Source organism: Candidatus Allofournierella merdipullorum (assembly GCF_048426865.1).
GTDB lineage: Bacteria > Bacillota > Clostridia > Oscillospirales > Ruminococcaceae > Allofournierella_A > Allofournierella_A merdipullorum.
In genome coordinates, this window is the sequence record NZ_DBFNWJ010000051.1 from 1 (window position 1) to 26,396 (window position 26,396).

Below are 26,396 nucleotides of genomic sequence, written 5' to 3' on the forward strand. Positions count from 1 at the left end.
AGGACGAGGACGACGGCGAGCTGGAGGCCGAGGTGGAGTACGAGCTGACCTGCCCCAACTGCGGCGCTGTGACCGTGGTGGACGAGGACACCCTGTTCAACGAGAAGATCAGCTGCCCCAACTGCGGCGCTGAGTTCGACATCGAGTTCACCGAGTGCGACGGCGAGTGCGACGGCTGCACCGACTGCGACGAGCCCGAAGAGAAGTAATTTCCGCCTCCGCGGCATTGCTCGAATGTGCAAAGCCCGCCCGCCCCGAAAAGGGGCGGACGGGCTTTTTTGCGTCCGCGGGCAGTCGCCCCGGGGCCGCAAGGCAATAAACGCGGCGGCTGTTTCGTTTGCAGGATAGAAGGACTTCCCGCATGAGGCGGGCAGCAAACGGATGCGCAAGGGAGGGAAGCGGAATGAAGAAGGGCAAAAAAGCCGGCTTGGCAGTGTTGCTGGCCGCTGCGCTGCTGTGCGCCTGCGGGCAGCAGCCTGCGCCGGGGGACCGGGAAGCGAACAGCAGCTCAGCGAGCGCGTCTGCCACCCAAAACGAGCCCGCCCAGGCGGACGCCGGCGCGGTGGTGGAGCAGCTGCGGGAACGGTACGGCCTGGACGAGAAGCGGCTCAGCGCCTTTGAGGTGGTGCGAGCCTCGTTGGCGGAGCCATCGGAGTGGGATGCGTGGCCCCGGCTGGAAGAGTATCTCACAGAGGAGGGCCTCACCTGGCGGGGCTGGCTGGAAGCGGACGATGCCCGGCAGCTTTTTGTGGCCGAGCTGCGGGTGAAGTACACCCCCGAGACCGCTGTCTGCGGGCCGCAGTACAGCGACGGCATCTGGACGGTGCTGGTGCAGATGGAACCGGTGAACGGAGCGTTCGCGGTGGGGGAGAGCATGGTGGCGGCCATCGACGAGGACCCCGCGCCCATCGACCCGGACGCCGCCGCGCTGGGCCTCACCGATGACCAGTGGACCATGGTGGACCATCAACTGGCGGCGCTGGTGGGCTGCGGCGTCTGGCGGGACTACGATTCCCCCGGCCAGTGGACGCAGGAGGAATTCACCCTCTGGCTGGCGCTGCGGGCGAAGGATTGGCCCGGCACGGAAGACGCCCTTTCCGAGAGCGACGTGCTGCGGATGGCGCAGGCGGACTTTTCGCCGGAAAACGCGGCCTGGAACAGCATGGACCTCCGCCTGCAGGAAAGCGGTCTGCTCACCGACGGCCGGCTGGACCTGCCGGATGCGCCGCAGGCAGCGGCGTCCATGGAGGAGTGCACGGTGGAGTACCGCCGCGAGGCGGCGCAGCTTCCGGTCCCCGATGAATACGCCGCGATGACGGAGCCGGAGGAACTGGTGGCCACGGTGACCATCGACGCCGACGCGCCGGTGCGGATGGAATACCGCTTCGGCCTGATCCCGGAAGGCGTCGGCTCTGTCGCCCGCCCCTGGCTGAAGCAGGCCCGCCTGCTGGCAGAATGACATCACGCATACAAAAAGCCCTCCATACACGGGTATGGAGGGCTTTATTGTATTATTCACGGCCGCAGGCGGCTTCCAACACGTCAGCGGCGTGTTCGGGGGTGTTCTCGGCAAAGAGGCGCGCCGCTTCTTCAAAGGGCAGCGCCTTCGTGCCGCTTTCGGCCAAAAAGCGGCCCAGCCGCCCGGTCACATCGCCGCCGGTGCCCTCGCTTTCGAACAGGCACAACGCCAGCGGCCAGCGCTCAAAATATGCAAGGCAGGGGTCGTCCGCCCGCTTTGCCAGATGCAGCACCGGCTTGCCGGCGGCAAAATACTCAAACAATTTGCTGGGCACCTGGTTGTCCAGGTCGTTGCCCAGGCTCAGCAGCACGTCCGCGCCCGCCAGATACTCTTCCGCCTGCGCCTTGGGCAGCGGCCCGGTGATGACCAGCCGCTCGCCCAGAACGGCGCGGCAGGCCTCGGGCAGGTCGGCGGGGTAGTTGTTCCAGCCGCCGCCCACGAACACCAGCTCCCAGCCCGGGTCGTTCAGCGCCCGGAACAGCTCCAAGGCGTAGTGGGGGGTGCGCAGGGCGGGGTAGAGGCTGCCCACAAAGACGCAGCGCCGCCGCCCGGCTTCGCTTTTCACCGCTTTTGCGGCGGGGACGGGGGCCACAAGGCTGGGGAAGTCCAGCACCTGCATCCGCCCGGCAAAGTTCGCCAGCGGCGCATCGGGGGCGTAGTAGCGGGCCATGGCCGGGGCCACCAGCAGTTTGTCCATGGCTTGGGCCAGCTGCCGTTCCCGCTCCCAGGCTCCGGGGGCGGAATAGCTGGCGTTGGCGGCGTAGGGGTCCATCTGCCAGTCGATCTTGGCGCAGGCCACGGCGGCCTCGGCCAGCGCAAAGCTGCTGGCGTAGGGGGCCGCCACCGCCACGGCGGCGTCAAAATTTTCTGCCGCGTCCAGCTTTTCAATGGCGTTTCGGGCAGCCACCAGGCGGCGGGGCCGCTTCAGGCCGATCTGCCGCACCGCCGCCAGCGCCGCGTCGGGCTTTGCGGCAAGGCGCAAAAGCCGCAGGGGCACCGGCGTGCCCCCGGCGCGGCCGAACTCCAGCGCCTCGTTCATCCGGCGCTCGTCTCCAAAGGCCAGGGCATGGCTGATGCAGCCTTCCTCGGCAGGGGGCGGCGTCTGCCCGTCCCACAGTTCCAAAAGATGTACGGTGTGGCCCCGCTTTGCCAGCAGGCCGGCCACCCGCCGCGCCAGCGCGGGCGTGGGGGCCAGCGGGAACTCCACCGTGTCCAGAATAAAGAGCAGTTTCATACAAAAGCACCTCGCCCGAAAACGCGGGCGGCCTCGAAAATCAGCGGCGGTCGGTGAGCAGCAGCCGGCACAGCCAGCGGTAGAAAGGCCCCGGCAGGCAGGCCACCAGCGCCGCCCCCTTCATCTTGAGGGGCAGATGGGCGGAGGCAAGGGCCTCTGCCAGCCCGGTGCGCAGCTGCGCGCGCAGCCGGCGGTGGTCGGCGCAGAAATCCCGGGCATTCTCCTGCCGCAGGATCATGCTGTCCAGATACAGCAGCTTTTCGTAGTAGAAGGCCCGCACCGAGGGCTCCAGCACATCGCCCTCCGCCTCCGCCAGGATGGTGGAGGCCACGAACAGCTGGTCCTCCAGCGCCCGGGGATTCAGCGGCCGGTGGGTGGTGGACGCCGCGTGCTGGCGGTAGAAATAGCCCACCAGGTCCACAAAGGCCATGCCCTTCACCCGCTGCAGGATGTGCCAGTTGAGATACAGGTCCTCGTTGTAGATAACGGGGGACGAAAAGTCGAACCCCTCGAACAGGCTGCGGTGATAGAGCTTGTTGCACAGGCTGTATTCCACCCGCTTGTCGTGGAGCAGCGCGTCCAGCTGGCGGGGGGCCTCAAAACGCAGTTGTTCGCCCGGCTCGTCCGGCACTTCGGGGGGCTGCTCGCCCAAAAAGGGCAGAAAGCGGCAGCAGGCCACCGGCAGAGCGGTGGAGCGACAGCCGTCGGCCAGCGCTTCCAGCATCCGCCGGTGGAGCAGGTCGTCCGAGTCCACAAAGGCCAGATATTCCCCCCGGGCGGCCCGGACGCCCGCGCCCCGGCCGCCGATGATGCCCAGATTCTCCTGATGGATCACCCGGCAGCGGGGCTCGCTTTCGGCAAAGGCATCGCAGGCTTCGGCCGAGCCGTCGGTGCTGCCGTTGTCCACCAGCAGCAGTTCAAAATCGGTGAGGGCCTGGCGGGAAATGCTTTCAAGACAGGGGGCAAGATAGCTCCCCGCGTTGTACACCAGCACGATCACCGTGATGAGCGGTCGCTCCATGTGTTTCACTCCTTGCGGCCCGCGGCGCGGGCGAGATAGAACTCCTCAAGCCAGCGGGCGGTGTCGGCAATGTCATAGCCTGCGGCCCGGATGGCCCCGGCGGGGCAGCTGCGGGCGGCGAACCCGCCCTCCGCCAGTTCCAGCGCCGCGGCGGCCCAGTCGCCGGCGGGCTCGTCCAGCCCCAGCCGGCGCACCAGCGGGGTGATGCACACCTCGTCGGTGATGGCGCTGCTGGCGGCCACCGGCAGCCCCGCCGCCTGGGCCTCCACCAGCGTCACCGGCAGGCCCTCGTGGTGGGAGGGGAAGATAAAGCAGTCCATGGCAGAAAGCAGCGCCGGCACGTCCTGCCGGGGGCCGAGAAAGAGCACTGCACCCTCAAGACCCAGCTTGCGGGCGGCCTCGGCCATTTTGGGCCGCAGGGGGCCGTCCCCCGCCAGCAGCAGGGCGCTGTCCGGCCGGCGGGCGTGGAGGGCGGCGAAAATTTCCAGAAGAAACGCGTGGTTCTTCTGCTCGGTGAACCGGCCCACATGCCCGGCCACAAAGGTGCTTTCGGCAAGGCCCAGCTCGGCGCGGATGCGGCTTCGGGCCCCGACGTCGGGGGCAAAGTCCTCCGGCTGCACTCCGTTGAAGAGGATGCGCGCGTCAGAGGCCTTTTCGCCGAACATCCAGTCGGCGGCGGCGCGGCTGCAGGCGAACAGGTCGGTGGCCCAGGGCAGCACCATCCGGCCATAGTGGTCCTTCACCAGCTGGAAGGCGAGCCCGCCCTCGTTCTTGGTGTTGTGGCTGTGAGCGATGCGCACCGGGATGCCCGCCTTTGCCGCCCGCTGCATCACAAGGCCGCTGAATTTGTCCATGTGGGAGTGGACGATGGGGTAGCGGGGCTCGGCGCGCAGTACCTTGTCCAGGGCCGCGGTGTAGACGAAGGGGCCCTTCTGGGTGATGAAGGGGATGCGGTGGATGTGCCCGCCCAGAGCTTCTATTTCCGGCTCGTACACGCCGGGGAAGGAGGAGACGAAATCGAACTGCACCTTCTCCCGGTCGATGTTGCGGTAGAGGTTCATGATGAGGCTCTCGTAGCCCCCGTGGCCCAGGCCCGCCACGCAGTGAAGCACCCGGATCGGCGCCATGCCATCGCCCCCTTTTCAAGTCTTGGATACACGCTTCAGTATAACAAAAAGCCGGGGGCTTTGCAAATGAGCCGCCGGCAGAAAAAAGGGGCCCCGCCGCCCGGCGGAGCCCCTTTTGAAAGATCAGGGATTCACGTAATTGCGCACCAGCGCCTGCAAAAGGTCGTCCCGGTCCACCCTGCGGATGAGGGAGCGGGCGTTTTTGTAGGTGGTGATGTAGGTGGGGTCCTCCGAGAGGATGTAGCCCACCAGCTGATTAATGGGGTTGTATCCCTTTTCCTTCAGTGCGTCGTATACCTCCTGCACCACGGCGCGGATCTCGCGGTCGCGCTCGTCATAGATGGAGAATACAGCGGTAGGATCAGACATCTCAAAGCCCCCCTTTAGCAAGGTAGTAGTTTATACGCAATAGTATACAGGAAAATCCGGCCGATTGCAAGCAGCGCAGTGCAACAAAACCGTGACACTTTTGTTAATTGTGCCCTCAGCTGCGCAGGGTCACGCCCATCTCGCCCAGGGCCTTCAGCACCCGGCCGATGGCCTCGTCCACCTCGGCGTCGGTGAGGGTGCGGTCCGCCGCGCGGAACACCAGGTTGTAAGCAAGGCTCTTCTTGCCCTCGCCCACCTTCTCGCCGGTATACACGTCGAACAGGGTCAGGCTCTCCAGATTCTCGCCGGCGTTGGCCTTGATGCACCCGGCCAGATCGGCGGCAGCGGCGGTCTCGTCGGCCACCAGAGCCAGGTCGCGGCTGGTGGCGGGGTGCTTGGGCAGCGGTGCGAACTGAGGCTCGCCGCCCCGCAGCTCGAACAGCTTATCCAGGTCGAGGTCGGCGGCCACCACCCGGGCCTTCACACCGTAGTTGGCGCAGACGGTGGGGTGAACTTCGCCCAAGGTGCCCACCTTCTCGCCGTTCACAAAGAGATCGGCGGCGCGGCCGGGATGGAAGGCAGTGCCCTCGGCGTTGCGCTTGGCGGTGAAGTCCTTGATGCCGGCGGTGGCCAGCAGGCCCTCCACCACGCCCTTCATGGCCAGATAATCCCACTGGGGGCCGTAGGCCGCCAGAATGAGCTTCTGCACCTCGGTGGGCAGCAGGTCGCTGGGGGTCTTGCCCTCGGCGGCCAGCTTCTTGCACAGGGCGGGATAGTCGTTGAAGTCGTTGTCCGCCACTTCGTCCGCCAGGGCGCTGGGCAGATACTCGGTGGCCTGCTCGAACACCGCGCACTCGGCGGCGCGGGCGCTGAAGTTGCGGGCCACCACGTCCATCACGCTGGGCAGGGCGGTGGTGCGCATGATGCTGGTGTCCTCGCCCAGGGGGTTGGAGATGACCACCGCATTGCGCAGGGGATCGTTCGCCGGCAGGTTGATCTGGTCGAAGCACTTGGCGCTGTAGAAGCTGAAGTTCTCGCACTCCCACAGGCCGTAGCCGGCCAGGGTGCGGGTGAGCTTTTCGTCAAAGCTCTGGCGGGGGGTGGGCCGGGCCTCGGCAACGCCCTTCATCAGGGTGCTGGGCATCATGTTGTAGCCCACATACCGGGCCACTTCCTCGGCCAGGTCGCAGTCACGCTTCACATCGTTGCGCAGGGTGGGGCAGACTACCACGTCGCCCTCGAGGCGGAAGCCCAGAGGCAGCAGAATGTCCACCATCTCCTGGCGGGAGAGGTTGGTGCCCAGCAGGCGGTTGATGACCTCGGGCCGCAGGGGCACACGGTTCTCGGTGCGGGGGGCGGGGTAGATGTCCACCACGCCGTCCACCACGTCGCCGGCGTCCAGCAGCTGCACCAGCTCCAGCGCGCGGGCCAGGGCCGGGGCGCAGGTGTTGGGGTCAAGGCCCTTGGAGTACTTGGCGGAAGCCTCGGTCTGCAGGCCCAGCTTCTTGGCGGTGGTGCGGATGGAGGGACCGTAGAACATGGCGCTCTCGAACACTACGGTGGTGGTGCTCTCGTAGGTGCCGCTGTACTCGCCGCCCATCACGCCGGCCACGCCGATGGGGCCCGCGTCGTCGGCGATGACCAGCATCTCCTCGCTGAGGGCGCGGTCTACGCCGTCCAGAGTGACGATGTGCTCGCCGGGTTTTGCGTTGCGCACATGGATGTGCTGGCCGTTCACGTACTTGTGGTCAAAGCAGTGCATGGGCTGGCCGTACTCCAGCATCACGTAGTTGGTGATGTCCACCAGGTTGTTGATGGGGCGCACGCCGCAGGCACGCAGCCGGTCACGCATCCACTTGGGGCTGGGAGCCACGCGCACGTTCTCCACCACCGCGCCGCAGTAGCGCATGCACAACTCGCTGTTCTCGATGTCTACTTTCAAAAGGTCATTCACGTTGCCGTGGCCGGGCTTCACCACCGGGGTGTGGTCCTTGAAGGGCACGCCGAAGGTGGCGGCGGCCTCACGGCCCAGCTCCCGCACCGCCAGGCAATCGGGGCGGTTGGGGGTGATCTCGAACTCAAAGACCACGTCGTCCATGCCCAGGGCTTCCACAGCGGGGGTGCCGGGGGCGGGCATGCCGTCGGGGTAGTCCCGCTCGTCCAGCACCAGGATGCCGTTTTCGATGGCGTAGGGGAAGTCGTGGACGGTCAGGCCCAGCTCGCCCAGGCTGCACAGCATGCCGCAGCTTTCCACGCCGCGAAGCACGCCCTTTTTGATCTCCACGCCGCCGGGCAGCTTGGAGCCGTCCAGCGCCACGGGCACAAGGTCGCCCACCTTGAGGTTGGCCGCGCCGGTGACGATCTGCAGCGGCGCAGACTGCCCAACCTCCACCTGGCAGATGACCATGTGGTCGGAGTCCGGATGGGGCACGATGGACACAATGCGGCCGATGACCACGTTTTCCACCGCGTCGGCGGCATTTTCGTAGCACTCCACCTTGCTGCCGGTCATGGTGAGCCGGTCGGCCATCTCCTTGGCGGAGCAGGTAAGATCGGCGAATTCCTTCGCCCAGTTCATGGGTAATACCATTGGTGTTGTCCCCCTTGTCCTCAGTTAAACTGCTTTAAGAAGCGCAGGTCGTTTTCGTACAGAAGGCGCATGTCGTCGATGCCGTAGCGCATCATGACCACACGCTCGAGGCCGATGCCGAAGGCGTAGCCGGTGTACTTCTCCGAGTCGATGCCGCAGTTTTCCAGCACCTTGGGGTGCACCATGCCGCAGCCCAGAATCTCGATCCAGCCCTCGCCCTTGCACATGGAGCAGCCCTTGCCGCCGCACTTGAAGCAGCTCATGTCCATCTCGGCGCTGGGCTCGGTGTAGGGGAAGTGATGGGGACGGAACCGCACCTTGGTGTCGGGGCCGTAGAGTTTTTTGATGAACACTTCCAGCGTGCCTTTGAGGTCGCTGAAGGTGATGCCCTCGTCCACAACCAGGCCCTCGATCTGATGGAAGATGGGGCTGTGGGTGGCGTCCACCGCGTCGGAGCGGTACACCCGGCCGGGGGCGATGATGCGGATAGGAGGCTTGCGCTTCTCCATGGTGCGGATCTGCATGCCGCTGGTCTGGGTGCGCAGCAGGATGTTCTCGGTGATGTAGAAGGTGTCCTGGGTGTCGCGGGCGGGGTGGGTCTTGGGGATGGTGAGCATCTCGAAGTTGTAGTGGTCCAGCTCCACCTCGGGGCCGCTGACCACGTCAAAGCCCATACCCAGGAAGATGTCCTTGAAGTCGTTCAGCACCAGATGGAAGGGGTGCAGGCCGCCCTGTTCCGGGCGCTTGCCCGGCAGGGTCACGTCGATGGTCTCGCCGGCAAGGCGGGCGGTGAGGGCGGCGTCCGCCAGCTCCTTCATGCGGGCGCGGATGCGCTCGTCGATCTCCTCGCGCACCTGGTTCGCCAGCGCGCCCACCACCGGGCGCTCTTCGGCGCTAAGTTTGCCCATCTGCTTCAGAATGCCGGTGAGCTCGCCTTTTTTGCCCAAAAAGCGCACCCGCAGCTCGTCCACTGCCTTCTCACTGTCGGCGGCGGCGATCAGCTGGCTCGCCGTTTGGCGGATCTGTTCCAATGCCTCTTTCATGTCGTTTCCTCTCTTTCCTTCGGGGGGCAAACAAAAACGGCCTCGCCCCCGTGTTTTCACAGGGACGAAGCCGGTAAAAGCTCCGCGGTACCACCCGGATTCTTGCTCTTTGAGCAAACACTCAAGCTCCCGCTAACGGGGGAATGCCGTCTCTGCCTACTGCCGAAGGGTTCAGCAAAGCCGCTCGGAAGGGAACTTCACCTCCGCCCCCACCGCAGGGCCCTTGCAGCCGGGGGGCCCCTCTCTGTGCCGGGAGAACGGCGCTACTTTCCTTCGTCAGCGCGTTTCACAGCACTTATGATAGCACACCCTTCGCCGTTTTGCAAGCCAAAAGGCGCATTTCATCGCCTTGTAAACTGCGCCCGGCCGTGATACCATAAAACTGTTACCGAAAAGGAGGGAACTGCGTATGGTCGCCGGCGTTGGCGTGGATATGGTGCGCATTGAGCGGATGGAAAAAAGCCTTGGCAGCGAGGCCTTCTGGCAGCGGGTGTTCGGGGCGGAAGAGCGGGCCTTTCTGGAAAAGCTCTCCCCGGCGCGGCGGGCGGCCAGCGCGGCGGCGAACTTCGCCGCCAAGGAAGCCTTTCTGAAAGCCTGCGGCAAGGGGCTGGGCGGCTTTTCTTTGGCGGACATCCAGGTGCTGCGGGCCGAGAGCGGCGCGCCCTACTACGCGCTGCGGGGCGCGGCGGCGGCCTGGCTGGCGGAAAACGGGCTGCATGTGAGCCTTTCTTTGAGCCACGAGGGCGGCCTTGCCGCCGCCTTCGCCGTGCTGGACCGGGCCTGATTAAATCCCGGCCCCGCCGGGCATACTACCACCGAGGCCCCGCACAAAAAGCGGGGGCAGCCATCGCCGCCTTTGTAAGGCGGGAGACATCGGAGGGTAGAGTTACATGGAAGTACACAGAGGCGAAGTGTTTTACGCGGACCTCAGCCCGGTGGTGGGCTCGGAGCAGGGCGGCGTGCGGCCGGTGCTCATTTTACAGAACGACGTGGGCAACCGCCACAGCCCCACGGTGATCGCGGCGGCCATCACCTCCAAGCAGGACAAGACCCGCCTGCCCACCCACATCCAGCTGCCGGCGTCCACCTGCGGCCTGACGCGGGACAGCATCGTTTTGCTGGAGCAGATCCGCACGCTGGACAAGCGCCGTCTGCGGGAAAAGACCGGCGCGCTGCCGCCGGAGGCCCAGCAGAAGGTGGATCAGGCGCTGGGCATCAGCGTGGGCCTGCGCACCACCTGAATCAACAAAAAGGGACCCGCCGGGCAAACGCCCGGCGGGTCTTTTGTGTGTTTATTGCAGCATCATGCGCGCGGCTTTGTACACGTCGCCGCAGCCCAGGGTCAGCACCAGGTCGCCCGGTTCTGCGTTGGCCTTGATGTAGTCGGCGGCCTCCTTGAGGCCCGCCACCGTGACGCAGCCGGGGATCAGCGCCGCCAGATCTTCACTCTTCACGCTGCCGTCGTCCACTTCGCGGCTGCCCATGATGGGGGTCAGCACCACACGGTCGGCGGCGGAAAGCACCTCGGCGAATTCGTGCAACAGGGTGCGGGTGCGGCTGTAGGTGAAAGGCTGATGCACCGCCCACACCTTGTTGAAGCCCAGCTTCTTGGCGGTGGCTAGGGTGGCGGCCACTTCGGTGGGATGGTGGGCGTAGTCGTCGGCGATGGTCACGCCCTTCTCTTCGCCCAGGATCTCAAACCGACGTCCCGCGCCGGCAAAGCTGCGGGCTGCCGCCTCGGCGGCGCTGGCCTCCAGGCCCAGTGCCCGGGCGCAGCTGACCATGGCCAGCGCGTTGTAGATGTTGTGATAACCCGGCGCGGCCAGGCACAGGTGGGCGTAGTAGGTGTCCCACTCCAGCACGTCGAACTCGTAGAAGCCCGGCTTGTATTCCCGGATGTTGGTGGCCCGGTAGTCCGCCGATTTCTGGATGCCGAAGGTGCGCACGTTGCGGTCGATGCTGTTGATGACCTGAATGACGCCCTCGTCATCGGCGTTGGCCACGATGGTGTTGGTGGCCATCAACGCGAACTTTTTGAAAGCCAGTTTCAGCTGGCCCATGGTGCCGTAGTAGTCCAGATGGTCGTTGTCAATGTTCAAAAGCACCGCGATGTGGGGCGTCAGCCGCAGGAAGGTCTCGGCAAACTCGCAGGCCTCCACCACGATGCAGCTGCCGGTGCCGGCCTTGCCGTAGCCGCCGATGAGGGGCAGCTTGCCGCCGATCACCGCCGCGGGGTCGCGGCCCGCCAGTTCCAGCATGGTGGTGATCATGCAGGTGGTGGTGGTCTTGCCGTGGGTGCCCGCCACGCACACGCTGTGGGGGTACAGCCGGCTCACATAGCCCAGCAGCACGCTGCGCTCCAGCGTGGGGATGCCCCGGGCGTCCGCTTCCTGCAGTTCCGGGTTGTCGTCGTGGATGGCCGCCGAGTAGATCACCATGTCCGCCCCGACCACGTTCTGCGGGTCGTGGCCCATGTATACGGTGATGCCCAGGGCGCGCTCGGCGTCGATGATGGAACCTTCGTTCACGTCGCTGCCGCTGATCTCGTAGCCCCGGGAGTTGAGGATCTGCACCAGCGGATACATGCCGCTGCCGCCGATGCCGATGAAATGCAGGTGCTTCACGCCCCGGAGAAGGCCGGGGTTGTAACCGCCGATGTAGCTCATTTGGGTCACCTCAAAAACAGAATGGGGCGAAGCGCGCTTCACCCGTCGCCGGAGAAAAGTGTTATCCTGTATCCCATTATATAATTTTTTCGCGGCGAAATAAACACTCAAAAGGCAAAAAGTGGCGCTGTTTTTGCAAATTGTTTTGTGCGGCCTTTCGGCGGGCCGGTTTTTCACCTTATCACGGGCGTCAAATTCGCATCTCCGTTCACTTTTGTTCTTTGCGGCGCATACCATGGGTCAAATCGGCACAAGACCGGCCCGGGCGCACAAAAGCCCGCGCCCGGCGCAAGGGGGGAAGGGCGATGGAAGGAAAACAGCCCGGGGTGTTTGCGGTGATCGGCGAGGACGCCCGCCAGCAGGCGGCGGCAGACTACCTGCGGGAAAAAGGGTTCGAGGTGACCGGTCCGGAAGGGCTGCCCCGGGCAAAGCGGGCGCTGCTGCCCATACCGCTGGCGGCGAACGCGGCGGCACTGGAACAGCTTCTGGCCGCGGCCCGGCCCGGCACGCTGGCCTTCGGCGGCCGGGTGAGCGGGGCGGCAAAGGCGGCGGCAGCCGCCGCGGGCATCGAACTTGCGGACTATCTGGAGCGGGAGGAACTGGCGCGGCTGAACGCCATCCCCACGGCGGAGGGCTGCATCGGCCTTATCCTGCAAAAGCGGCGGCGCACGGTCTGGGGCAGCGGCGTGCTGGTGCTGGGCTACGGCCGGTGCGGCCAGGCGCTGGCGGTGCGGCTGGCGGCGCTGGGGGCTCGCGTCACGGTGGCGGCCCGCAGCCCGGCGCAGCGGGCGCTGGCCATGAGCCAGGGGCTGGATGCCGTGTCCATGGAGGCGGCGGACGGCCTGCTGGAAACCACCGATGTGGCGGTGAACACGGTGCCCGCCCCGGTGTTGGGCGCGGCCCGGCTGAAACGTTTGCCGAAGGACGCGCTGGTCATCGACCTGGCCAGCCTGCCCGGCGGCACGGATTTTGAGGCGGCGAAGGAGCTGGGGGTGCGGGCCATCCACGCCCTCAGCCTGCCCGCCCGGTGCGCGCCGGTGACGGCGGGCCAGTTCGTGGCCCGGGCGGTGCTGGCCATGCTGGAAGAAAGGGGAGAGGGGATCTGATGGAAACGATGCGTGTGGTGTGGGCGATGTGCGGCAGTTTCTGCACCTTTGAAAAGACCCTGGGCGCAATGGAGGAGATGGTGCGCGGCGGGGCGCGGGTGCTGCCGCTGATGAGCTTCAACGCCGCCGGGCTGGACACCCGCTTCGGCAAGGCGGAGGACTGGAAGAAAAAGATCGAGGCGGTCACCGGCCGCCGGCCCATCGAGACGCTACAGGGGGCGGAGCCGCTGGGGCCTCAGAACATGGCGGACACCATGATCATCGCCCCCTGCACCGGGGCGACGCTGGCGAAGCTGGCCGCCGGCATCAGCGACACGCCGGTGACGCTGGGGGCCAAGAGCATGCTGCGGGGGGCAAAGCCGCTGATCCTGGCGGTGAGCACCAACGACGGCCTGGCCGCCAGCATGGAGAATCTGGCCCGGCTCATCAACCGCAAAAATGTGTATCTGGTGCCCTTTGCCCAGGACGACTGGCTGAAAAAGCCCGCCAGCCTGCAAAGCGACTATTCCCTCATTGCCGACACGCTGGCCTGCGCCATGCGCGGCCGTCAGCTGCAGCCGGTGCTGCGGGAATGAAAAACACCCCCGGAGCCTGTCTCCGGGGGATTTTTGGTTTCACAGGATGCCCCGCTCGGTGATGACCAGGTCGGCGGGCAGGTCGAACTCGTCGGCGGGCAGCCGGGGGAACACCGCCGCAGAGGGGCAAAAAACCACCCGCGCCGCGCCGCTGCGGGCGAAAAAGCGGTCGTAAAAGCCGCCGCCGTGGCCAAGACGGGCGCCGTTCGGCGCGGCGGCAAGGCAAGGAGCCACGATGAGGTCGATGGCCGCCGGGTCCACCACCGGCAGGGTGCAGGGCGGCTCCAGGATGCCGTGGGGGCCCTTTTGCAGCGCGAACAGCGCCGCCACCCTGTGAGCTTCCATCCGCCCCTCCGGGCACTGGCGGGGCAGGCAGAGGGTCCGCCCTTCCCGTAGCGCTGCCTGCAGAAGAGGCCGGGTGTCCGGCTCGGAGGGCATGCTCACAAAGCACATCACCGTGCGGGCGGTGTTCCACACCGGCAGCACTTGCAGATAGCGGAACATTGCCTCGCCCCAGCGGGCCGTGTCCTCCGGCGTGCAGCCGGCAAGGCGCGCCCGGGCCTCGGCGCGGGCCGCGCGCTTTTGTTCGCTGATGCTTTTCGGTTCCATCCGGGGCCGCCTCTTTTCCTGCCATATCCACCCCATTATACCACTGTCCCCCTCGATTTTTAAACAAAATGTGGAAATTCTGTGCACCCCTTGTGCGCCACAGTAAAATTTATGTATAATATTTCAGAACATGCCCGTTCCCGGCCCAGGCCGGGGCGGTTTCGGATATTCTCACAAAGCAAAGGGACGTTGGGCTTGAAAAAATTTTTTGCTGCATTGTGCGCGGCGGCGCTCTCCGCCGCTGTTTTTGCGCCCGCGGCGCTGGCCTACCAGGGGCCGGCGGTAAGCTGCGAGGCATATATCGTGATGGACGCCGACAGCGGCCAGGTCATCATGGAAAAGAACGCCGACGAGGTGCTCTATCCCGCCTCCATCACCAAGATCATGACCATGGCGCTGGCGCTGGAAAAGGCCCAGGGCCAGCTGGACACCCAGCTCACCGTGAGCTACGACGCGGTGCATCAGCTGGAGTACGGCTCTTCCCACATCGCCCTGCAGGAGGGCGAGGTGGTGAGCCTTGAGGACGTGCTCTACGGCACAGAGCTGGAGAGCGCCAACGACGGCGCCAACGTGCTGGCGGAGTACATCAGCGGCACCATCCAGGGCGGCGTGGACGCCATGAACGCCAAGGCGGCGGAACTGGGCCTTGCCAACACCCACTATATGAACCCCCACGGCCTGCACGATGACCAGCACTACACCACCGCCCGGGACATGGCCGTCATCACCCGCTGGGCGCTGAGCGTGCCGGGCTTTGAAGAGATCTTCTGCCGCACCGACCCCTGGACCATGGAGCCCACCAACAAGCAGCCCCAGCAGCGGGTGTTCCACTGCACCGACTGGATGCGCATCTCCGGCGACTATCTGCGCAGCTATGCCAAGGGCTCCAAGAACGGCTTCCACGACCAGGCCCTCACCACCTTCGTCAACTACGCCGAGCAGAACGGCATCCGCCTCATCTCGGTGGAGCTGAAGTGCCAGCGCCTGGAGGACAAGTTCCGGGACGCCTGCGCCATTCTGGACTACGCCTATGAAAACTTCACCCGGGTGGAGATCCCCGCCCCGGCCGAAGCCTTCCAGATCCCGGTGGTGGGCGGCGGCGAGGCGCTGGGCAACGCGCTGGTGCAGCCCAAAAGCGCCACCGCTCTGCTGCACAAAAGCCTCTCCACCGACGGTGTCACCGTGGACTACCAGATCCCTGACCAGTATGTGCTGGGCCAGCCCTTCGCCGCCAGCGTGACCTACTCGCTGCCGGAGAACGACTACCAGCCCTCCGCCCTCGGCTCGGCGGACCTGGCGGTGAGCGGCGTGGAGGAGGTGCTGGCTGCCAGCACCTATGTGCCCGCCTCCTCCCTGCGGCCGGAGGGCAACCCCGTGGGAGTGGCCGTTGCCGCGGCGGGCGCCGCCATGGCCCTGCTGCTGGGGGTGCGCCTGTGGCGCAAAGCGGGCGCGAAGCGGCCGGCCTCCGGCCCCACCCCCGCCCAGTGGGAGATCATTACCCGCAAGCCCCTGCCCGCGGAGCCGGCCCCCTGGGAAAAGGGAACGGACAGATCCTCTCCCCGCAGCCGTACCAAGCCCCCCAGCCGGGACTGATACAAGACAAAACACACCGGCCCCGCGGCGGCCTTTCGCCGGCGGGGCCCTTTTGCCGTCCGGCTTTTTGTTGCGTTTTGACACCGGATGGGGTAAAATATAAGTTGGTTAATTTTGTGCGGCAGCCGCCGCGGAAAGGCAAGGGACCAGAATGAACATCCTGCCCAACGATCTGGGCCGTCAGTACAGCCTCCACGCCGCCGAATACGAGGCAAAGGCGCTGGAAGTGCTGCGCAGCGGCTGGTATATCCTGGGCCGCGAGGTGGAGCAGTTTGAAAAGGAGTGGGCCGAATACATCGGCTCCAAATACTGCGTGGGCCTTGCCAGCGGGCTGGACGCGCTGTGGATCAGCTTCCGCCTTCTGGGCATCGGCCGGGGCGACGAGGTCATCGTCTGCTCCAACGCCTACATCGCCTGCGTCATGGGCATCTCCATGAACGGGGCCACCCCGGTGTTTGTGGAGCCGGACGAATACGACAACATCGACGCGGAGAAGATCGAAGCCGCCATCACCCCCCGCACCAAGGCCATCCTGGCGGTGCACCTGTTCGGCCAGGGGTGCGACATGACCCGCATCATGGACATCGCCCGCAGCCGCGGCCTCAAGGTGGTGGAGGACTGTGCCCAGAGCCACGGCAACCATTGGGAAGGCCGCACGGTGGGCACCTTCGGCGACGTGGGCTGCTTCTCCTTTTACCCCACCAAGGGCTGCGGCGCCTTCGGCGACGCGGGCTGCATCGTCACCGACGACGAGGCCCTGGCCCAGAAGTTCCGGGTCTACCGCAACTACGGCAGCGAAAAGCGCTATCACAACCAGGTGGTGGGCACCAACTCCCGCCTGGACGAACTGCAGGCGGGCCTGCTTCGGGTGAAGCTTTCCCACCTGCCGGAATTTGACGCCGAGCGCCGGGCCATCGCCGGGCGGTATCTGGCCGAACTGCACCATCCCCTCATCCGGCTGCCCAAGGTCCGCCCCGGAGCGGACAGCACCTGGCATCAGTTCGTCATCCATGTGGAAAAGGGCCGGGACGAACTGGCCGCCTATTTAAAGGAAAAGGGCATCGGCACCATCATCCACTATCCCATCCCGCCCCATCTGTCCGAGGCCTACCGGTACCTGGGCAAAAAGCGGGGGGATTACCCCATCGCCGAGCGCTACGCCGACGAGGTGCTCAGCCTGCCCATGTACAACGGCATGACCGAAGAAGAACAGACCTTTGTGATCGAGGCCATCAACGCCTGGGAGCCGTGATATGATGAAAAACGACAACTACGACCGGGTGCAGCTGCTCTCCTTCGCGGACCTTGGCGACGAGCGGGGCAGCCTCATCGTGGTGGAGGGCGCAAAGCAGGTGCCCTTTGAAATAAAGCGCGTGTTCTATATGTACGGCAGCGACGCCGACGTGGTGCGCGGCCAGCACGCCAACCGGCGCACCGAGTTCGTGCTCATCAACGTGGCGGGCCAAAGCAAGGTGCGGGTGGACGACGGCTGCGGCCGGAAGGAAGTTTACAGCCTGGACAAGCCCAACACCGGCATCTACATCCCCCGCATGGTGTGGAAGGATATGTACGATTTTTCGCCGGACAGTGTGCTGCTGGTCCTGGCCAGCGAGCACTACGACGGCGGCGAGTACCTGCGGGACTACGAGGGCTTCAAAGCGGCCCTCGCAGCGCAGAACGAAGAGGAATAAGGGGTAAGGAATCATGGGAAAATTCAAATTCATCGAGACGGAACTTCCGGGCGTGCTCCTCGTGGAGCCCACCGTGTTCGGCGACGAGCGGGGCTACTTCATGGAGACCTTCCAGAAGGAAGAGTTCGCCGCCGCCGGCATCACCGACGAGTTCGTGCAGGATAACCAGTCCCGCTCCTCCCGGGGCGTTTTGCGGGGCGTGCACTTCCAGAAAGCGCACACCCAGGGCAAGCTGGTGCGGGTGACCAAAGGCGAGGTGTTCGACGTGGCGGTGGACTGCCGCCCCAATAGCGCCTCCTTCGGCAAGTGGACCGGCGTTATTTTGAGCGAGGAGAACAAGCGCCAGTTCTATGTGCCCCAGGGGTTTGCCCATGGCTTTCTGGTCTTGAGCGACGTGGCGGAATTCTGCTACAAGTGCACCGACGTTTACGACCCCACCTCCGAGGGCGGCATCCCCTACGATGACCCCACCGTGGGCATCCAGTGGCCGGACTGCGGCTGTGAGTACCTTCTCAGCGAGAAGGACAAGCGCCACACCCCCTTCGCCGCCCAGACCTTTGAGTATTTTGAGAGGTGGTAAACCCCTTGAGCACTGTAAAACTATACATCAAGGATTTTTTCAGGTATCGATACCTTCTGTATAATCTCATCAGCCGGGACTTCAAGCTCAAGTACCGCCGCAGCGTGCTGGGCGTGGCCTGGAGCGTACTGAACCCGCTACTGATGTGCGGCGTGATGGTGGTGGTGTTCGGCAACCTGTTCCAGTTCCGGGGCGAGGGCATCGCCAACTACCCCGTGTATCTGGTCATCGGCCAGCTGATGTTCACCTTCTTCCGCGAGTCCACCACCATGGCCATGGGCAGCGTGATGGCCAACGCCATGCTGCTGCGCAAGGTGTACATCCCGAAGTATGTGTTCCCGCTGGAAAAAACCTGCTTCGGCCTTGTGAACTACTTCTTCAGTTTCATCGCCCTCATCATCATCATGCTCCTCACCCGCAGCCCCCTGCACGCCACGGTGCTGCTGGCGTTCTATCCCATCCTCACCATGTTCCTGTTCAGCCTGGGGGTGGGTCTGGTGCTCTCCACCATGGCGGTGTTCTTCCGGGACGTCATCCACCTGTGGGAAGTGTTCACCACCGTGCTGATGTACTTCTCCGCCATCTTCTACGACCCGGCCCAGTTCGGCAATGTGTATCTGGAGACCCTTATCAAATTCAACCCTATCTACTGGTACATCACCGCCTTCCGCACCGCCGTGCTGGACGGCCAGCTGCTCACCCTGAACATGGTGGTCATCTGCGGCGCGTGCAGCCTCGCCATGCTGGCCTTTGGCCTGTTTGTGTTCAAAAAGAACCAGGACAAGTTCGTCCTGTACATGTGAGGGAGGGCGAACGATGGAACCCATCATCCAGGTAAACGACGTCTCCATGCGCTTCAACCTCGCCAAGGAAAAAAGCGAGAGCCTGAAGGAATATTTCTTGCAGATCGCCCACGGCAAGCTCAAGTTCGACGAGTTCTATGCCTTGAAAAACGTCAGCCTCGACGTGCAGCCGGGCGACTTCTACGGCCTCATCGGCCTGAACGGCAGCGGCAAATCCACCCTGCTCAAGGTCATCAGCGGCGTCTACAAACCCACCAGCGGCAGCTGCACCGTGCGGGGCACCATCGCCCCCCTCATTGAGCTGGGCGCCGGCTTTGACATGGACCTCACCGCCCGGGAGAACATCTTCCTCAACGGCGCGGTGCTGGGCTTTACCCCGAAATACATCCGGGAACAGTTTGACGAGATCGTGGAGTTCAGCGAGCTGCACGACTTTCTGGACGTGCCGCTGAAGAACTACTCCAGCGGCATGGTGGCCCGCATCGCCTTTGCCATCGCCACCATCACAAAGCCGGACATCCTCATCGCCGACGAAATTTTGAGCGTGGGCGACTTCCTGTTCCAGCAAAAGTGCGAGGACCGCATGCAGAAGCTGATGAGCGGCGGCACCACCGTGATTCTGGTGAGCCACTCCATCGAGCAGATCGAGCGCATGTGCAACAAGGTGGCCTGGCTGGAGCACGGCCGCATCAAGATGAACGGCCCCACCGAAGAGGTGTGCGCCGCCTATAAGCAAACCACCCGGGACGCCGAGTGAACGACCCAACAGCCAGGAGGCAGGCCCCCCTGGCTGTTTTCCGCACCCGGGACAAAGGAGAGAAACCCCATGCCGGACAAAAAAGAACTGGAAGCCCCCCTGCCCGCCGACGTTGCCCGTGAGGACAGCGTGGGCGGTATGGCCCGCCGCCTTCTGGACCCCGCCCACATCAAACAGGTGGCCGCCTGGTGCGCCCAGGTGGGCCGGGAGGAGGGCATAGAGGCCCTCTGGCGGGAGGTGGAGTTCCGCATCCGCCTGGCTCTGCACCGGGACACCTGGCGCTACCGGGCCGACCTGCCCACCCGCCGGATGCTGAACGCCCAGCGGGCGGAAAACCTGGCCGGGCCCACCATCAGCGTCTGCGTGCCCCTTTACAACACCCCCGCGCCGTTCCTGCGCCAGATGGTAAACAGTGTTCTGGCCCAGAGCTACCAGCGCTGGGAGCTGGTGCTGGCGGACGCCTCCGACGCCACCCACTCCGAAGTGGGCCGCATTGCCCAGACCTTTGCCAAAAAGGACGGCCGCATCCGCTATCTCAAGCTGGCGGAGAACGGCGGCATCGCCGCCAACACCAACGCGGCCCTGGCCGCCGCCACCGGCGACTGGCTCACTCTTTTGGACCACGACGACGTGCTCTACGCCAACGCTCTCTACCGTGTGGCGAAGGAGGCGCTGGCCGGGGCGGACTTTGTCTACTCCGATGAGATCGTCCTCTCGGCGGACCTCAAGCACCTGGTGGACTATCACTTCAAGCCTGATTTCGAGCCGGACTATCTGCGGGGCTGCAACTACATCACCCATCTGGCCGCTTTCTCCCGGTCCCTCTTTGAGCGGGCGGGCGGCGGCGAGCGCAGCGAGTACGACGGCAGCCAGGACTTTGAAATTATCCTGCGCCTCACCGAACACGCCGAAAAGGTGGCCCACATTCCCTATGTGCTCTACATCTGGCGCAGCCATTCCGGCAGCACCGCCAGCGGCATGGAGGCCAAACCCTACGCCCTGGCGGCGGGGGAAAAGGCCATCGACGACCATCTGAAACGGGTAGGTCTGGAAGGAACGGCAAAGCGCATCGAGGGCTGCCCCGGCGCCTACCGGGTGAAGTACGCCCTCACCGGCACGCCCCTCATCAGCGTGCTCATTCCCAATAAAGACCATGTGGCCGATCTGGACCGCTGCCTTGCCAGCCTTTACGAAAAGGCGGGCTACGAGAACTTTGAGGTCATCGTGGCGGAGAACAACTCCGCCGACCCCGCCACCTTTGAGTATTACGAAGAGGCGAAGAAAAAGTACCCCCGGCTGCAGGTGGTCACTTATCAGGGCGGCTTCAACTTTTCGGCGGTGAACAACTTCGCCCGCCGGTTCGCGAAGGGCGAGCAGCTGCTGCTTTTGAACAACGACATCGAGCTGCTCAGCGAGGGCTTTTTGGCGGAGATGCTCATGTTCAGCCAGCGGCCGGACGTGGGCTGCGTGGGCGCGAAGCTCTACTACCCCGACGACCGCATCCAGCACGCGGGCGTGTTTTTGGGCATCAACGGCACCGCCGGCCACAGCCACAAGAGCCATCCCCGGGCCTCGGCGGGCGACCTTTACCGGCTGGCCACGCCCCAGAACCTGCTGGCGGTCACCGGCGCCTGCCTGATGGTCAAGGCCGCTCTCTACGACGAGATGGGCGGCCTGGACGAAGAAAACTTCGCCGTGGCCTACAATGACATCGACCTGTGCCTGAAGCTTTGGAAAAAGGGCTTCACCAACGTGTTCACCCCCCACGCCGAAGCCTACCACTACGAGAGCAAGAGCCGCGGGCTGGACACCTTGAGCGAGAACGCCCGCCGCTACGAGGGGGAAAAGGCCCGGTTCATCGCCAAATACAGCGATATGATCGCCGCCGGCGACCCTTACTACAACCGCCACTTCAACCTGCTTTTTGAAAACTACGGCCTGAAATAAGGGCCTTTTGGGGGCGTTTTGCCATGAAACTGAAACTCAAACGCATCCGGGAGCTGTTCGGCTATGCCTTTGACCTTGTGAAAAGCGACGGCCTTTTCGCTATGGTGCGGCGGGCGCTGGGCTTTTTCCGCCGCCGCTTCTTCGGCAAACGGGCCCGCTACCTGCCCAAGAAAAAGGTGCTGCAGGCCCAGCGGGCGGATCTGGCCGACCGGTGGGAGAATGGCGAAGCCCTGCCTCTCGTCAGCATCTGCGTGCCGCTTTACAACACGCCGGAGCCTTTCCTGCGGCAGTTTTTGGCCAGCGTTTTTGACCAGACCAGCACCCGGTGGGAGCTGTGCCTGGCGGACGCCTCCGACGAGGCCCACGCCTATGTGGGCGAGATCGTGAAGCAGCGGGCGGCCTTTGCGGAAAAGCTGGTGCCGGCGGCCGAGCGGGTGAAGTACGTCAAGGTGGAAAACAAGGGCATCAGCGCCAACACCAACGCGGCGGCCCAGCTTGCCACCGGCGAGTATCTGGCCCTGGCGGACCACGACGACATCCTCGCCCCTCACGCCGTTTATACCCTGCAGATGGCCATTCTCGAGAGCGGCGCGGATTTTCTTTACAGCGACGAAGCCCTGTTTAAAAAGAGCATCCGCCGGCCCACGGTGGCCCACTTCAAGCCGGATTTCGCCCCGGACTATCTGGTCTGCTGCAACTACATCTGCCATCTCTCCGCCTTCAAGCGCAGCCTGTATTTTGAGGCGGGCGGGGAGCGGACGGAGTGCGACGGAAGCCAGGACCACGATCTGTTCCTGCGGCTCACCGACCGGCTGGACGATACCCAGATCTATCACATCCCCCAGGTGCTCTACTACTGGCGGGTGCACGGCGGCTCCACCAGCGGCGGCACCGCCGCCAAGCCCTATGTGGCCAAGGCGGCGAAAAAGGCCATCGCCGACCATCTGGAGCGCACCGGCCAGCGAGGCACCGTGCGGGACGGCCTTTACCCCAGCACCTACAAAGTGGATTATGAAATTGAGGGCGAGCCGCTGGTGAGCATCCTCATCCCCAACATGGACCACACCGAGGATTTGGAAAAGTGCCTCTCTTCTGTCTATAAAAAGACCAGCTGGCACAACTTTGAGGTCATCGTCATCGAGAATAACTCCAAAGAGGCGGCCACCTTCGACTACTACAAAAAAATCACCGGCCCCGAGGGCTATCCCCGCTGCCGGGTGGTGGAGTACAAAGCGGAGGGCGGCTTCAACTTCTCCGCCATCAACAACTTCGGCCGCAAGGCGGCAAAAGGCGACTATCTGCTGCTTTTGAACAACGACGTGGAGGTCATCAACCGGGAGTGGTTGACCGAAATGCTCATGCAGGCCAGCCGCCCGGGAGTGGCCATGTGCGGGGCGATGCTCTATTACCCCGACGACACCATCCAGCACGCGGGCATCGTCACGGGCCTCGGCGGCTACGCAGGCCACAGCCACAAATACCGCCCCCGCACCTCCGGCGGCTACATGTTCCGCGCCGCCACCGTGCAGGACTTTTCCGCCGTCACCGCCGCCTGCCTGCTGGTGCGGGCCGAGGTGTTCGACGGGCTGAACGGTCTGGACGAGGGCTTCACCGTGGCCTTCAACGATGTGGACTTCTGCCTGCGGGCCCGGCGGGCCGGCTGGCGGGTGGTCTGGACCCCCTACGCCCAGCTGTATCACTACGAGAGCAAGAGCCGGGGCATCGACGAGAAGGATAAGGCCAAAAAGGCCCGCTTTGCCGGCGAGCAAAAGCGCCTCACCGACCGCTTTGGCCGGGAGAACCTCACCCGCGACCCCTACTATAACCCCGGCCTCACCCTGGATCGGGAGGACTTTTCCGAAAGCGGCGATCTGCGTCATCTGCAGAACTGCATGCCGGGCTGAACGGCAGATATTGTGTGTTGACAAGGCAAAATCGCTGCGGTATACTCAATATTGTTTTCAAAGCAAAACACCGCCCTCACAACTGACGGAATTTCGTGGGAGACCACGGGGGAGTGAGGTGCGCTTTTATGCCGACCGTCTGGGCAACATCGCATACGCGGTGCTGCCCTTTTTTATTTCTCCGGGCGGCACAGAACACACCGAAAGGGGCTTTGCATCATGGAACAGTGGAAGGATTTCGTGCCCGGCGCGTGGCAGGAGGAAATTAACGTTCGGGATTTTATCCAGAAAAACTACAAACCGTATACAGGGGACGACGAGTTTCTCGCCGGCCCCACCGACCGCACCAACCGCTTGATGAAAAAGCTGGAGGCCCTGATGGCTGCCGAGCGGGAAAAGGGCGGCGTTTTGAAGGTGGACACCGAAACGGTGATGAGCCTTTTGACCTTCGCCCCCGGGTACCTGGACAAAGAGGACGAGCTCATCGTGGGCCTGCAGACCGACGAACCGCTGAAGCGGGGCGTTAACCCCTTCGGTGGCATCCGCATGGCCCGCAGCGCCTGCGAGGCCTACGGGTATAAACTCTCGGACAAAATCGAGGAAGAATTCCGCTACCGCACCACCCACAACGACGGCGTGTTCCGGGTGTATGGCCCCGAGACCCGCGCCGCCCGCCATTGCGGCCTCATCACCGGCCTGCCGGACGCCTACGGCCGGGGCCGCATCATCGGCGACTACCGCCGGGTGGCTCTTTACGGCGTGGACAAACTGGTGGAAGAAAAGCGCAAGGACATGGCCGGGCTGCATGCCCAGCCCATGACCGACGAGGTCATCCGCCTCATTGAAGAAGTCTGGCGGCAAATTGACTTTCTGAACAAGCTGGCGGGCATGGCCCAGATGTACGGCTTCGACATCCGCCGCCCTGCCGCCAATGCCCATGAGGCGGTGCAGTGGCTGTATTTCGGGTATCTCGGCGCCATCAAGGAGCAGAACGGCGCGGCCATGAGCCTGGGCCGGGTAAGCACCTTTTTGGACATCTACTTCGAGCGGGACCTGGCCGCCGGCATTCTGGACGAACAGGGCGCTCAGGAGCTGATGGACCACTTTGTGATGAAGCTGCGCATGGCCCGCCACCTGCGCACCCCCTCCTACAATGAGCTGTTCGGCGGCGATCCCATGTGGATCACCGAGGCGGTGGGCGGCATGGGCGAGGACGGCCGCACCCTGGTCACCAAGACCTCCTTCCGGGTGCTGCACACCCTCTATGACCTGGGCCCTGCCCCCGAGCCGAATCTGACGGTGCTCTGGTCCGGCGCGCTGCCCGAGGGCTTCAAGAAGTTCTGCGCCAAGGTCTCCTGCGACACCGACGCCATCCAGTACGAGAACGACGACCTGATGCGCCCCATCTACGGCGACGACTACGCCATCGCCTGCTGCGTCTCCGCCATGCGGGTGGGCAAGGACATGCAGTTCTTCGGCGCCCGAACCAACCTGCCCAAACTCCTGCTGATGGCCCTCAACGGCGGGCGGGACGAGATGAAGAACGAGCAGGTGGGCCCGGTCACTGAGCCTTACGCCGGCGAGTATCTGGACTACGACGAGGTCTGCCGCCGGTTGGACTATTACCGCGCCTGGGTGGCGAAGGTGTACGCCAACACCATGAACGTCATCCACTATATGCACGACAAATACGCCTACGAGAAGCTGCAGATGGCCCTCCACGACACCGAGGTCCACCGCTACATGGCCTTTGGCATCGCCGGCCTCAGCGTGCTGGCTGACTCCCTCTCCGCCATCAAGTACGCCAGGGTGCGCTGTGTGCGGGACGAAGCCACCGGCCTCATCAGCGATTTTGAGGTGGAAGGGGAGTACCCCGCCTACGGCAACGACGACGACCGGGTGGACTCCATCGCCGCCGAGCAGGCCCGCCTCTTCTTTGAGGAGCTGAAAAAGCATCCCCTTTACCGGAACGCCGAGCCCACCCTCTCGGTGCTCACCATCACCTCCAACGTGGTCTACGGCAAAAAGACCGGCTCCACCCCCGACGGCCGCAAGGCGGGCGAGCCCTTCGCCCCCGGCGCGAACCCCATGCACGGCAGGGAGAAGAGCGGCGCACTGGCCAGCCTCAACTCGGTGGCCAAACTCAAGTACGACTGCTGCAAGGACGGCATCTCCAACACCTTCTCCATCCTGCCCGAAGCTCTGGGCAAGACCGAGGCCGAGCACCACGGCAACCTGGTGGCCCTGCTGGACGGCTATTTCGCCCAGATGGCCCACCATCTGAACGTGAACGTGATGAACCGCCAGATGCTGCAGGAGGCCTACGAGGACCCTTCCCAATATCCGAACCTCACCATCCGCGTTTCCGGCTACGCGGTGAACTTCCACAAGCTCAGCCGGGAGCAGCAGCGGGAGGTCATCCGCCGCACCTTCCACAGCGCCATGTAAAAGGAGGCCCGGCCCATGGAAAACAGCGTCCTCACCGGCCGCGTCCACTCTTTCCAGTCCATGGGGGCGGTGGACGGCCCCGGCCTACGCTATGTGGTGTTCTTTCAGGGATGCCCTTTGCGCTGCGCCTACTGCCACAACCCGGACACCTGGGCCTTTGACGGCGGACAGGAAACCACGGTGGAGGATGTGCTGCAAAAGGTGCGCCGCTGCGCGCCTTACATCAAGAAAACCGGCGGCGTCACTCTCACCGGCGGCGAACCCCTGTCCCAGAGCGATTTTGCCGCGGCGCTGCTGACGACCCTCAAGGCTGAGGGGTTTCACACCGCGCTGGACACCTCCGGCGCGGCCAGCCTTGAAAGCGCCGCAAAGGTGCTGGAACACACCGACCTGGTGCTGGCTGATTTGAAATTCACCACCGAAGAGGACTACCGCCGCCACACCGGCGGCAGCCTTGCCCACACCCTGGAGTTCCTGGACCTCTGCCGCAAAATGGGCCGCCCGGTGTGGCTGCGGCATGTGGTGGTGCCCGGTCTGAACGACGGCCCCGCGGCCGCGGCCCGGCTGGCCCAACTGGCCAAGGGGTATGACAATGTGGAAAAGGTGGAATTGCTGCCCTTCCGCACCCTCTGCATCGAAAAGTACGCCGCGCTGGGCCTGCCCTTTCCGCTGGAAGGCACGGCTCCGGCGGGCGAAGAACACCTTGCGCCCTTTTACGAAGCGTTGGGCCCTCTGGCCAAACCGGCAAAATAAAAAGAAAAGCGGCCGTTTGAGTAATTCGGCCCAGGGCGGGGTTGCGGGGGGGGCGTTTGGG

At 64.4% G+C, this 26,396-nt stretch carries 23 protein-coding genes, 1 pseudogene, 1 riboswitch and 1 other annotated feature; of the genes and pseudogenes, 16 read left to right on the top strand and 8 right to left on the bottom strand.

Going from position 1 to position 26,396, the window contains the following annotated elements:
- Positions 1–209, top strand: a pseudogene (locus ACMNAY_RS09570) (hypothetical protein); the annotation flags it as partial.
- A 194-nt stretch (positions 210–403) separates the two neighbouring features.
- Positions 404–1,459 carry a hypothetical protein gene (locus tag ACMNAY_RS09575; protein WP_418719211.1) on the top strand — a complete coding sequence of 352 codons (1,056 nt, stop codon included), beginning with the start codon at positions 404–406 and terminating at the stop codon, positions 1,457–1,459.
- A 52-nt stretch (positions 1,460–1,511) separates the two neighbouring features.
- On the opposite strand, the gene ACMNAY_RS09580 is transcribed toward ACMNAY_RS09575, so the two are convergent.
- From ACMNAY_RS09580 to pheS, 6 genes are all read right to left on the bottom strand, one after another.
- On the bottom strand, positions 1,512–2,753 hold the full coding sequence (locus ACMNAY_RS09580) for a glycosyltransferase (RefSeq protein ID WP_394975850.1): 1,242 nt from the start codon (positions 2,751–2,753) through the stop codon (positions 1,512–1,514).
- A 40-nt stretch (positions 2,754–2,793) separates the two neighbouring features.
- Positions 2,794–3,774 (bottom strand): glycosyltransferase family 2 protein, encoded by a 981-nt coding sequence (locus tag ACMNAY_RS09585; protein WP_418719212.1) that lies wholly within the window; start codon positions 3,772–3,774, stop codon positions 2,794–2,796.
- Positions 3,775–3,779: 5 nt separating this feature from the next.
- A complete protein-coding gene (locus ACMNAY_RS09590) occupies positions 3,780–4,901 on the bottom strand; it encodes a glycosyltransferase family 1 protein (RefSeq protein WP_418719213.1) in 1,122 nt (373 codons plus the stop codon).
- Positions 4,902–5,024: 123 nt separating this feature from the next.
- Positions 5,025–5,270 (bottom strand): IreB family regulatory phosphoprotein, encoded by a 246-nt coding sequence (locus ACMNAY_RS09595; protein WP_394969127.1) that lies wholly within the window; start codon positions 5,268–5,270, stop codon positions 5,025–5,027.
- Between the two features lie 115 nt (positions 5,271–5,385).
- Positions 5,386–7,860, bottom strand: coding sequence for a phenylalanine--tRNA ligase subunit beta (pheT, locus tag ACMNAY_RS09600; protein ID WP_418719214.1), 2,475 nt, complete (start codon positions 7,858–7,860; stop codon positions 5,386–5,388).
- Between the two features lie 20 nt (positions 7,861–7,880).
- Entirely contained in the window at positions 7,881–8,903 is a 1,023-nt protein-coding gene (gene pheS, locus ACMNAY_RS09605; RefSeq protein WP_418719215.1) for a phenylalanine--tRNA ligase subunit alpha, read from the bottom strand.
- A gap of 57 nt (positions 8,904–8,960) precedes the next feature.
- Positions 8,961–9,192: a binding site (T-box leader), on the bottom strand.
- Positions 9,193–9,312: 120 nt separating this feature from the next.
- Between pheS and ACMNAY_RS09610 the strand changes: the two genes are divergently transcribed.
- Positions 9,313–9,687 (top strand): holo-ACP synthase, encoded by a 375-nt coding sequence (locus tag ACMNAY_RS09610; protein WP_418719216.1) that lies wholly within the window; start codon positions 9,313–9,315, stop codon positions 9,685–9,687.
- A gap of 106 nt (positions 9,688–9,793) precedes the next feature.
- Positions 9,794–10,144 carry a type II toxin-antitoxin system PemK/MazF family toxin gene (locus ACMNAY_RS09615; protein ID WP_394969117.1) on the top strand — a complete coding sequence of 117 codons (351 nt, stop codon included), beginning with the start codon at positions 9,794–9,796 and terminating at the stop codon, positions 10,142–10,144.
- 51 nt (positions 10,145–10,195) lie between these two features.
- Here ACMNAY_RS09615 and murC read toward each other — a convergent pair whose 3' ends face one another.
- Positions 10,196–11,569, bottom strand: a complete 1,374-nt coding sequence (gene murC, locus ACMNAY_RS09620) for a UDP-N-acetylmuramate--L-alanine ligase (RefSeq protein ID WP_418719217.1) — start codon at positions 11,567–11,569, stop codon at positions 10,196–10,198.
- A gap of 305 nt (positions 11,570–11,874) precedes the next feature.
- On the opposite strand from murC, the gene ACMNAY_RS09625 reads away from it, so the two are divergent.
- The gene (locus ACMNAY_RS09625; protein ID WP_418719218.1) at positions 11,875–12,675 is read left to right on the top strand and encodes an NAD(P)-dependent oxidoreductase; all 801 of its coding nucleotides are present in this window, start codon (positions 11,875–11,877) and stop codon (positions 12,673–12,675) included.
- Entirely contained in the window at positions 12,675–13,250 is a 576-nt protein-coding gene (locus ACMNAY_RS09630; protein WP_418719219.1) for a dipicolinate synthase subunit B, read from the top strand. Before ACMNAY_RS09625 ends, ACMNAY_RS09630 begins: the two co-directional genes overlap by 1 nt.
- 39 nt (positions 13,251–13,289) lie before the next feature.
- On the opposite strand, the gene ACMNAY_RS09635 is transcribed toward ACMNAY_RS09630, so the two are convergent.
- A complete protein-coding gene (locus ACMNAY_RS09635) occupies positions 13,290–13,859 on the bottom strand; it encodes a 5-formyltetrahydrofolate cyclo-ligase (protein WP_418719220.1) in 570 nt (189 codons plus the stop codon).
- A 195-nt stretch (positions 13,860–14,054) separates the two neighbouring features.
- Between ACMNAY_RS09635 and ACMNAY_RS09640 the strand changes: the two genes are divergently transcribed.
- From ACMNAY_RS09640 to pflA, 10 genes are all read left to right on the top strand, one after another.
- Positions 14,055–15,452 (top strand): D-alanyl-D-alanine carboxypeptidase family protein, encoded by a 1,398-nt coding sequence (locus ACMNAY_RS09640; protein ID WP_418719221.1) that lies wholly within the window; start codon positions 14,055–14,057, stop codon positions 15,450–15,452.
- A gap of 151 nt (positions 15,453–15,603) precedes the next feature.
- Positions 15,604–16,704, top strand: a complete 1,101-nt coding sequence (locus ACMNAY_RS09645; protein WP_394969106.1) for a DegT/DnrJ/EryC1/StrS family aminotransferase — start codon at positions 15,604–15,606, stop codon at positions 16,702–16,704.
- A gap of 1 nt (position 16,705) precedes the next feature.
- Positions 16,706–17,143 carry a sugar 3,4-ketoisomerase gene (locus ACMNAY_RS09650; protein ID WP_418719222.1) on the top strand — a complete coding sequence of 146 codons (438 nt, stop codon included), beginning with the start codon at positions 16,706–16,708 and terminating at the stop codon, positions 17,141–17,143.
- A 13-nt stretch (positions 17,144–17,156) separates the two neighbouring features.
- Entirely contained in the window at positions 17,157–17,723 is a 567-nt protein-coding gene (rfbC, locus tag ACMNAY_RS09655) for a dTDP-4-dehydrorhamnose 3,5-epimerase (protein WP_418719223.1), read from the top strand.
- Between the two features lie 5 nt (positions 17,724–17,728).
- Entirely contained in the window at positions 17,729–18,526 is a 798-nt protein-coding gene (locus tag ACMNAY_RS09660; RefSeq protein ID WP_418719224.1) for an ABC transporter permease, read from the top strand.
- Between the two features lie 13 nt (positions 18,527–18,539).
- The gene (locus ACMNAY_RS09665; RefSeq protein WP_394969098.1) at positions 18,540–19,283 is read left to right on the top strand and encodes an ABC transporter ATP-binding protein; all 744 of its coding nucleotides are present in this window, start codon (positions 18,540–18,542) and stop codon (positions 19,281–19,283) included.
- Positions 19,284–19,352: 69 nt separating this feature from the next.
- Positions 19,353–21,230, top strand: coding sequence for a glycosyltransferase family 2 protein (locus ACMNAY_RS09670; RefSeq protein WP_418719225.1), 1,878 nt, complete (start codon positions 19,353–19,355; stop codon positions 21,228–21,230).
- Between the two features lie 23 nt (positions 21,231–21,253).
- Entirely contained in the window at positions 21,254–23,134 is a 1,881-nt protein-coding gene (locus ACMNAY_RS09675) for a glycosyltransferase family 2 protein (RefSeq protein ID WP_418719226.1), read from the top strand.
- Between the two features lie 68 nt (positions 23,135–23,202).
- Positions 23,203–23,286, top strand: a riboswitch (ZMP/ZTP riboswitch).
- Positions 23,287–23,353: 67 nt separating this feature from the next.
- Positions 23,354–25,582, top strand: a complete 2,229-nt coding sequence (pflB, locus tag ACMNAY_RS09680) for a formate C-acetyltransferase (protein WP_418719227.1) — start codon at positions 23,354–23,356, stop codon at positions 25,580–25,582.
- Positions 25,583–25,597: 15 nt separating this feature from the next.
- Complete coding sequence (gene pflA / locus ACMNAY_RS09685) at positions 25,598–26,335, top strand: pyruvate formate-lyase-activating protein (protein WP_418719228.1); 738 nt, start codon at positions 25,598–25,600, stop codon at positions 26,333–26,335.
- Positions 26,336–26,396 lie beyond the last annotated feature (61 nt).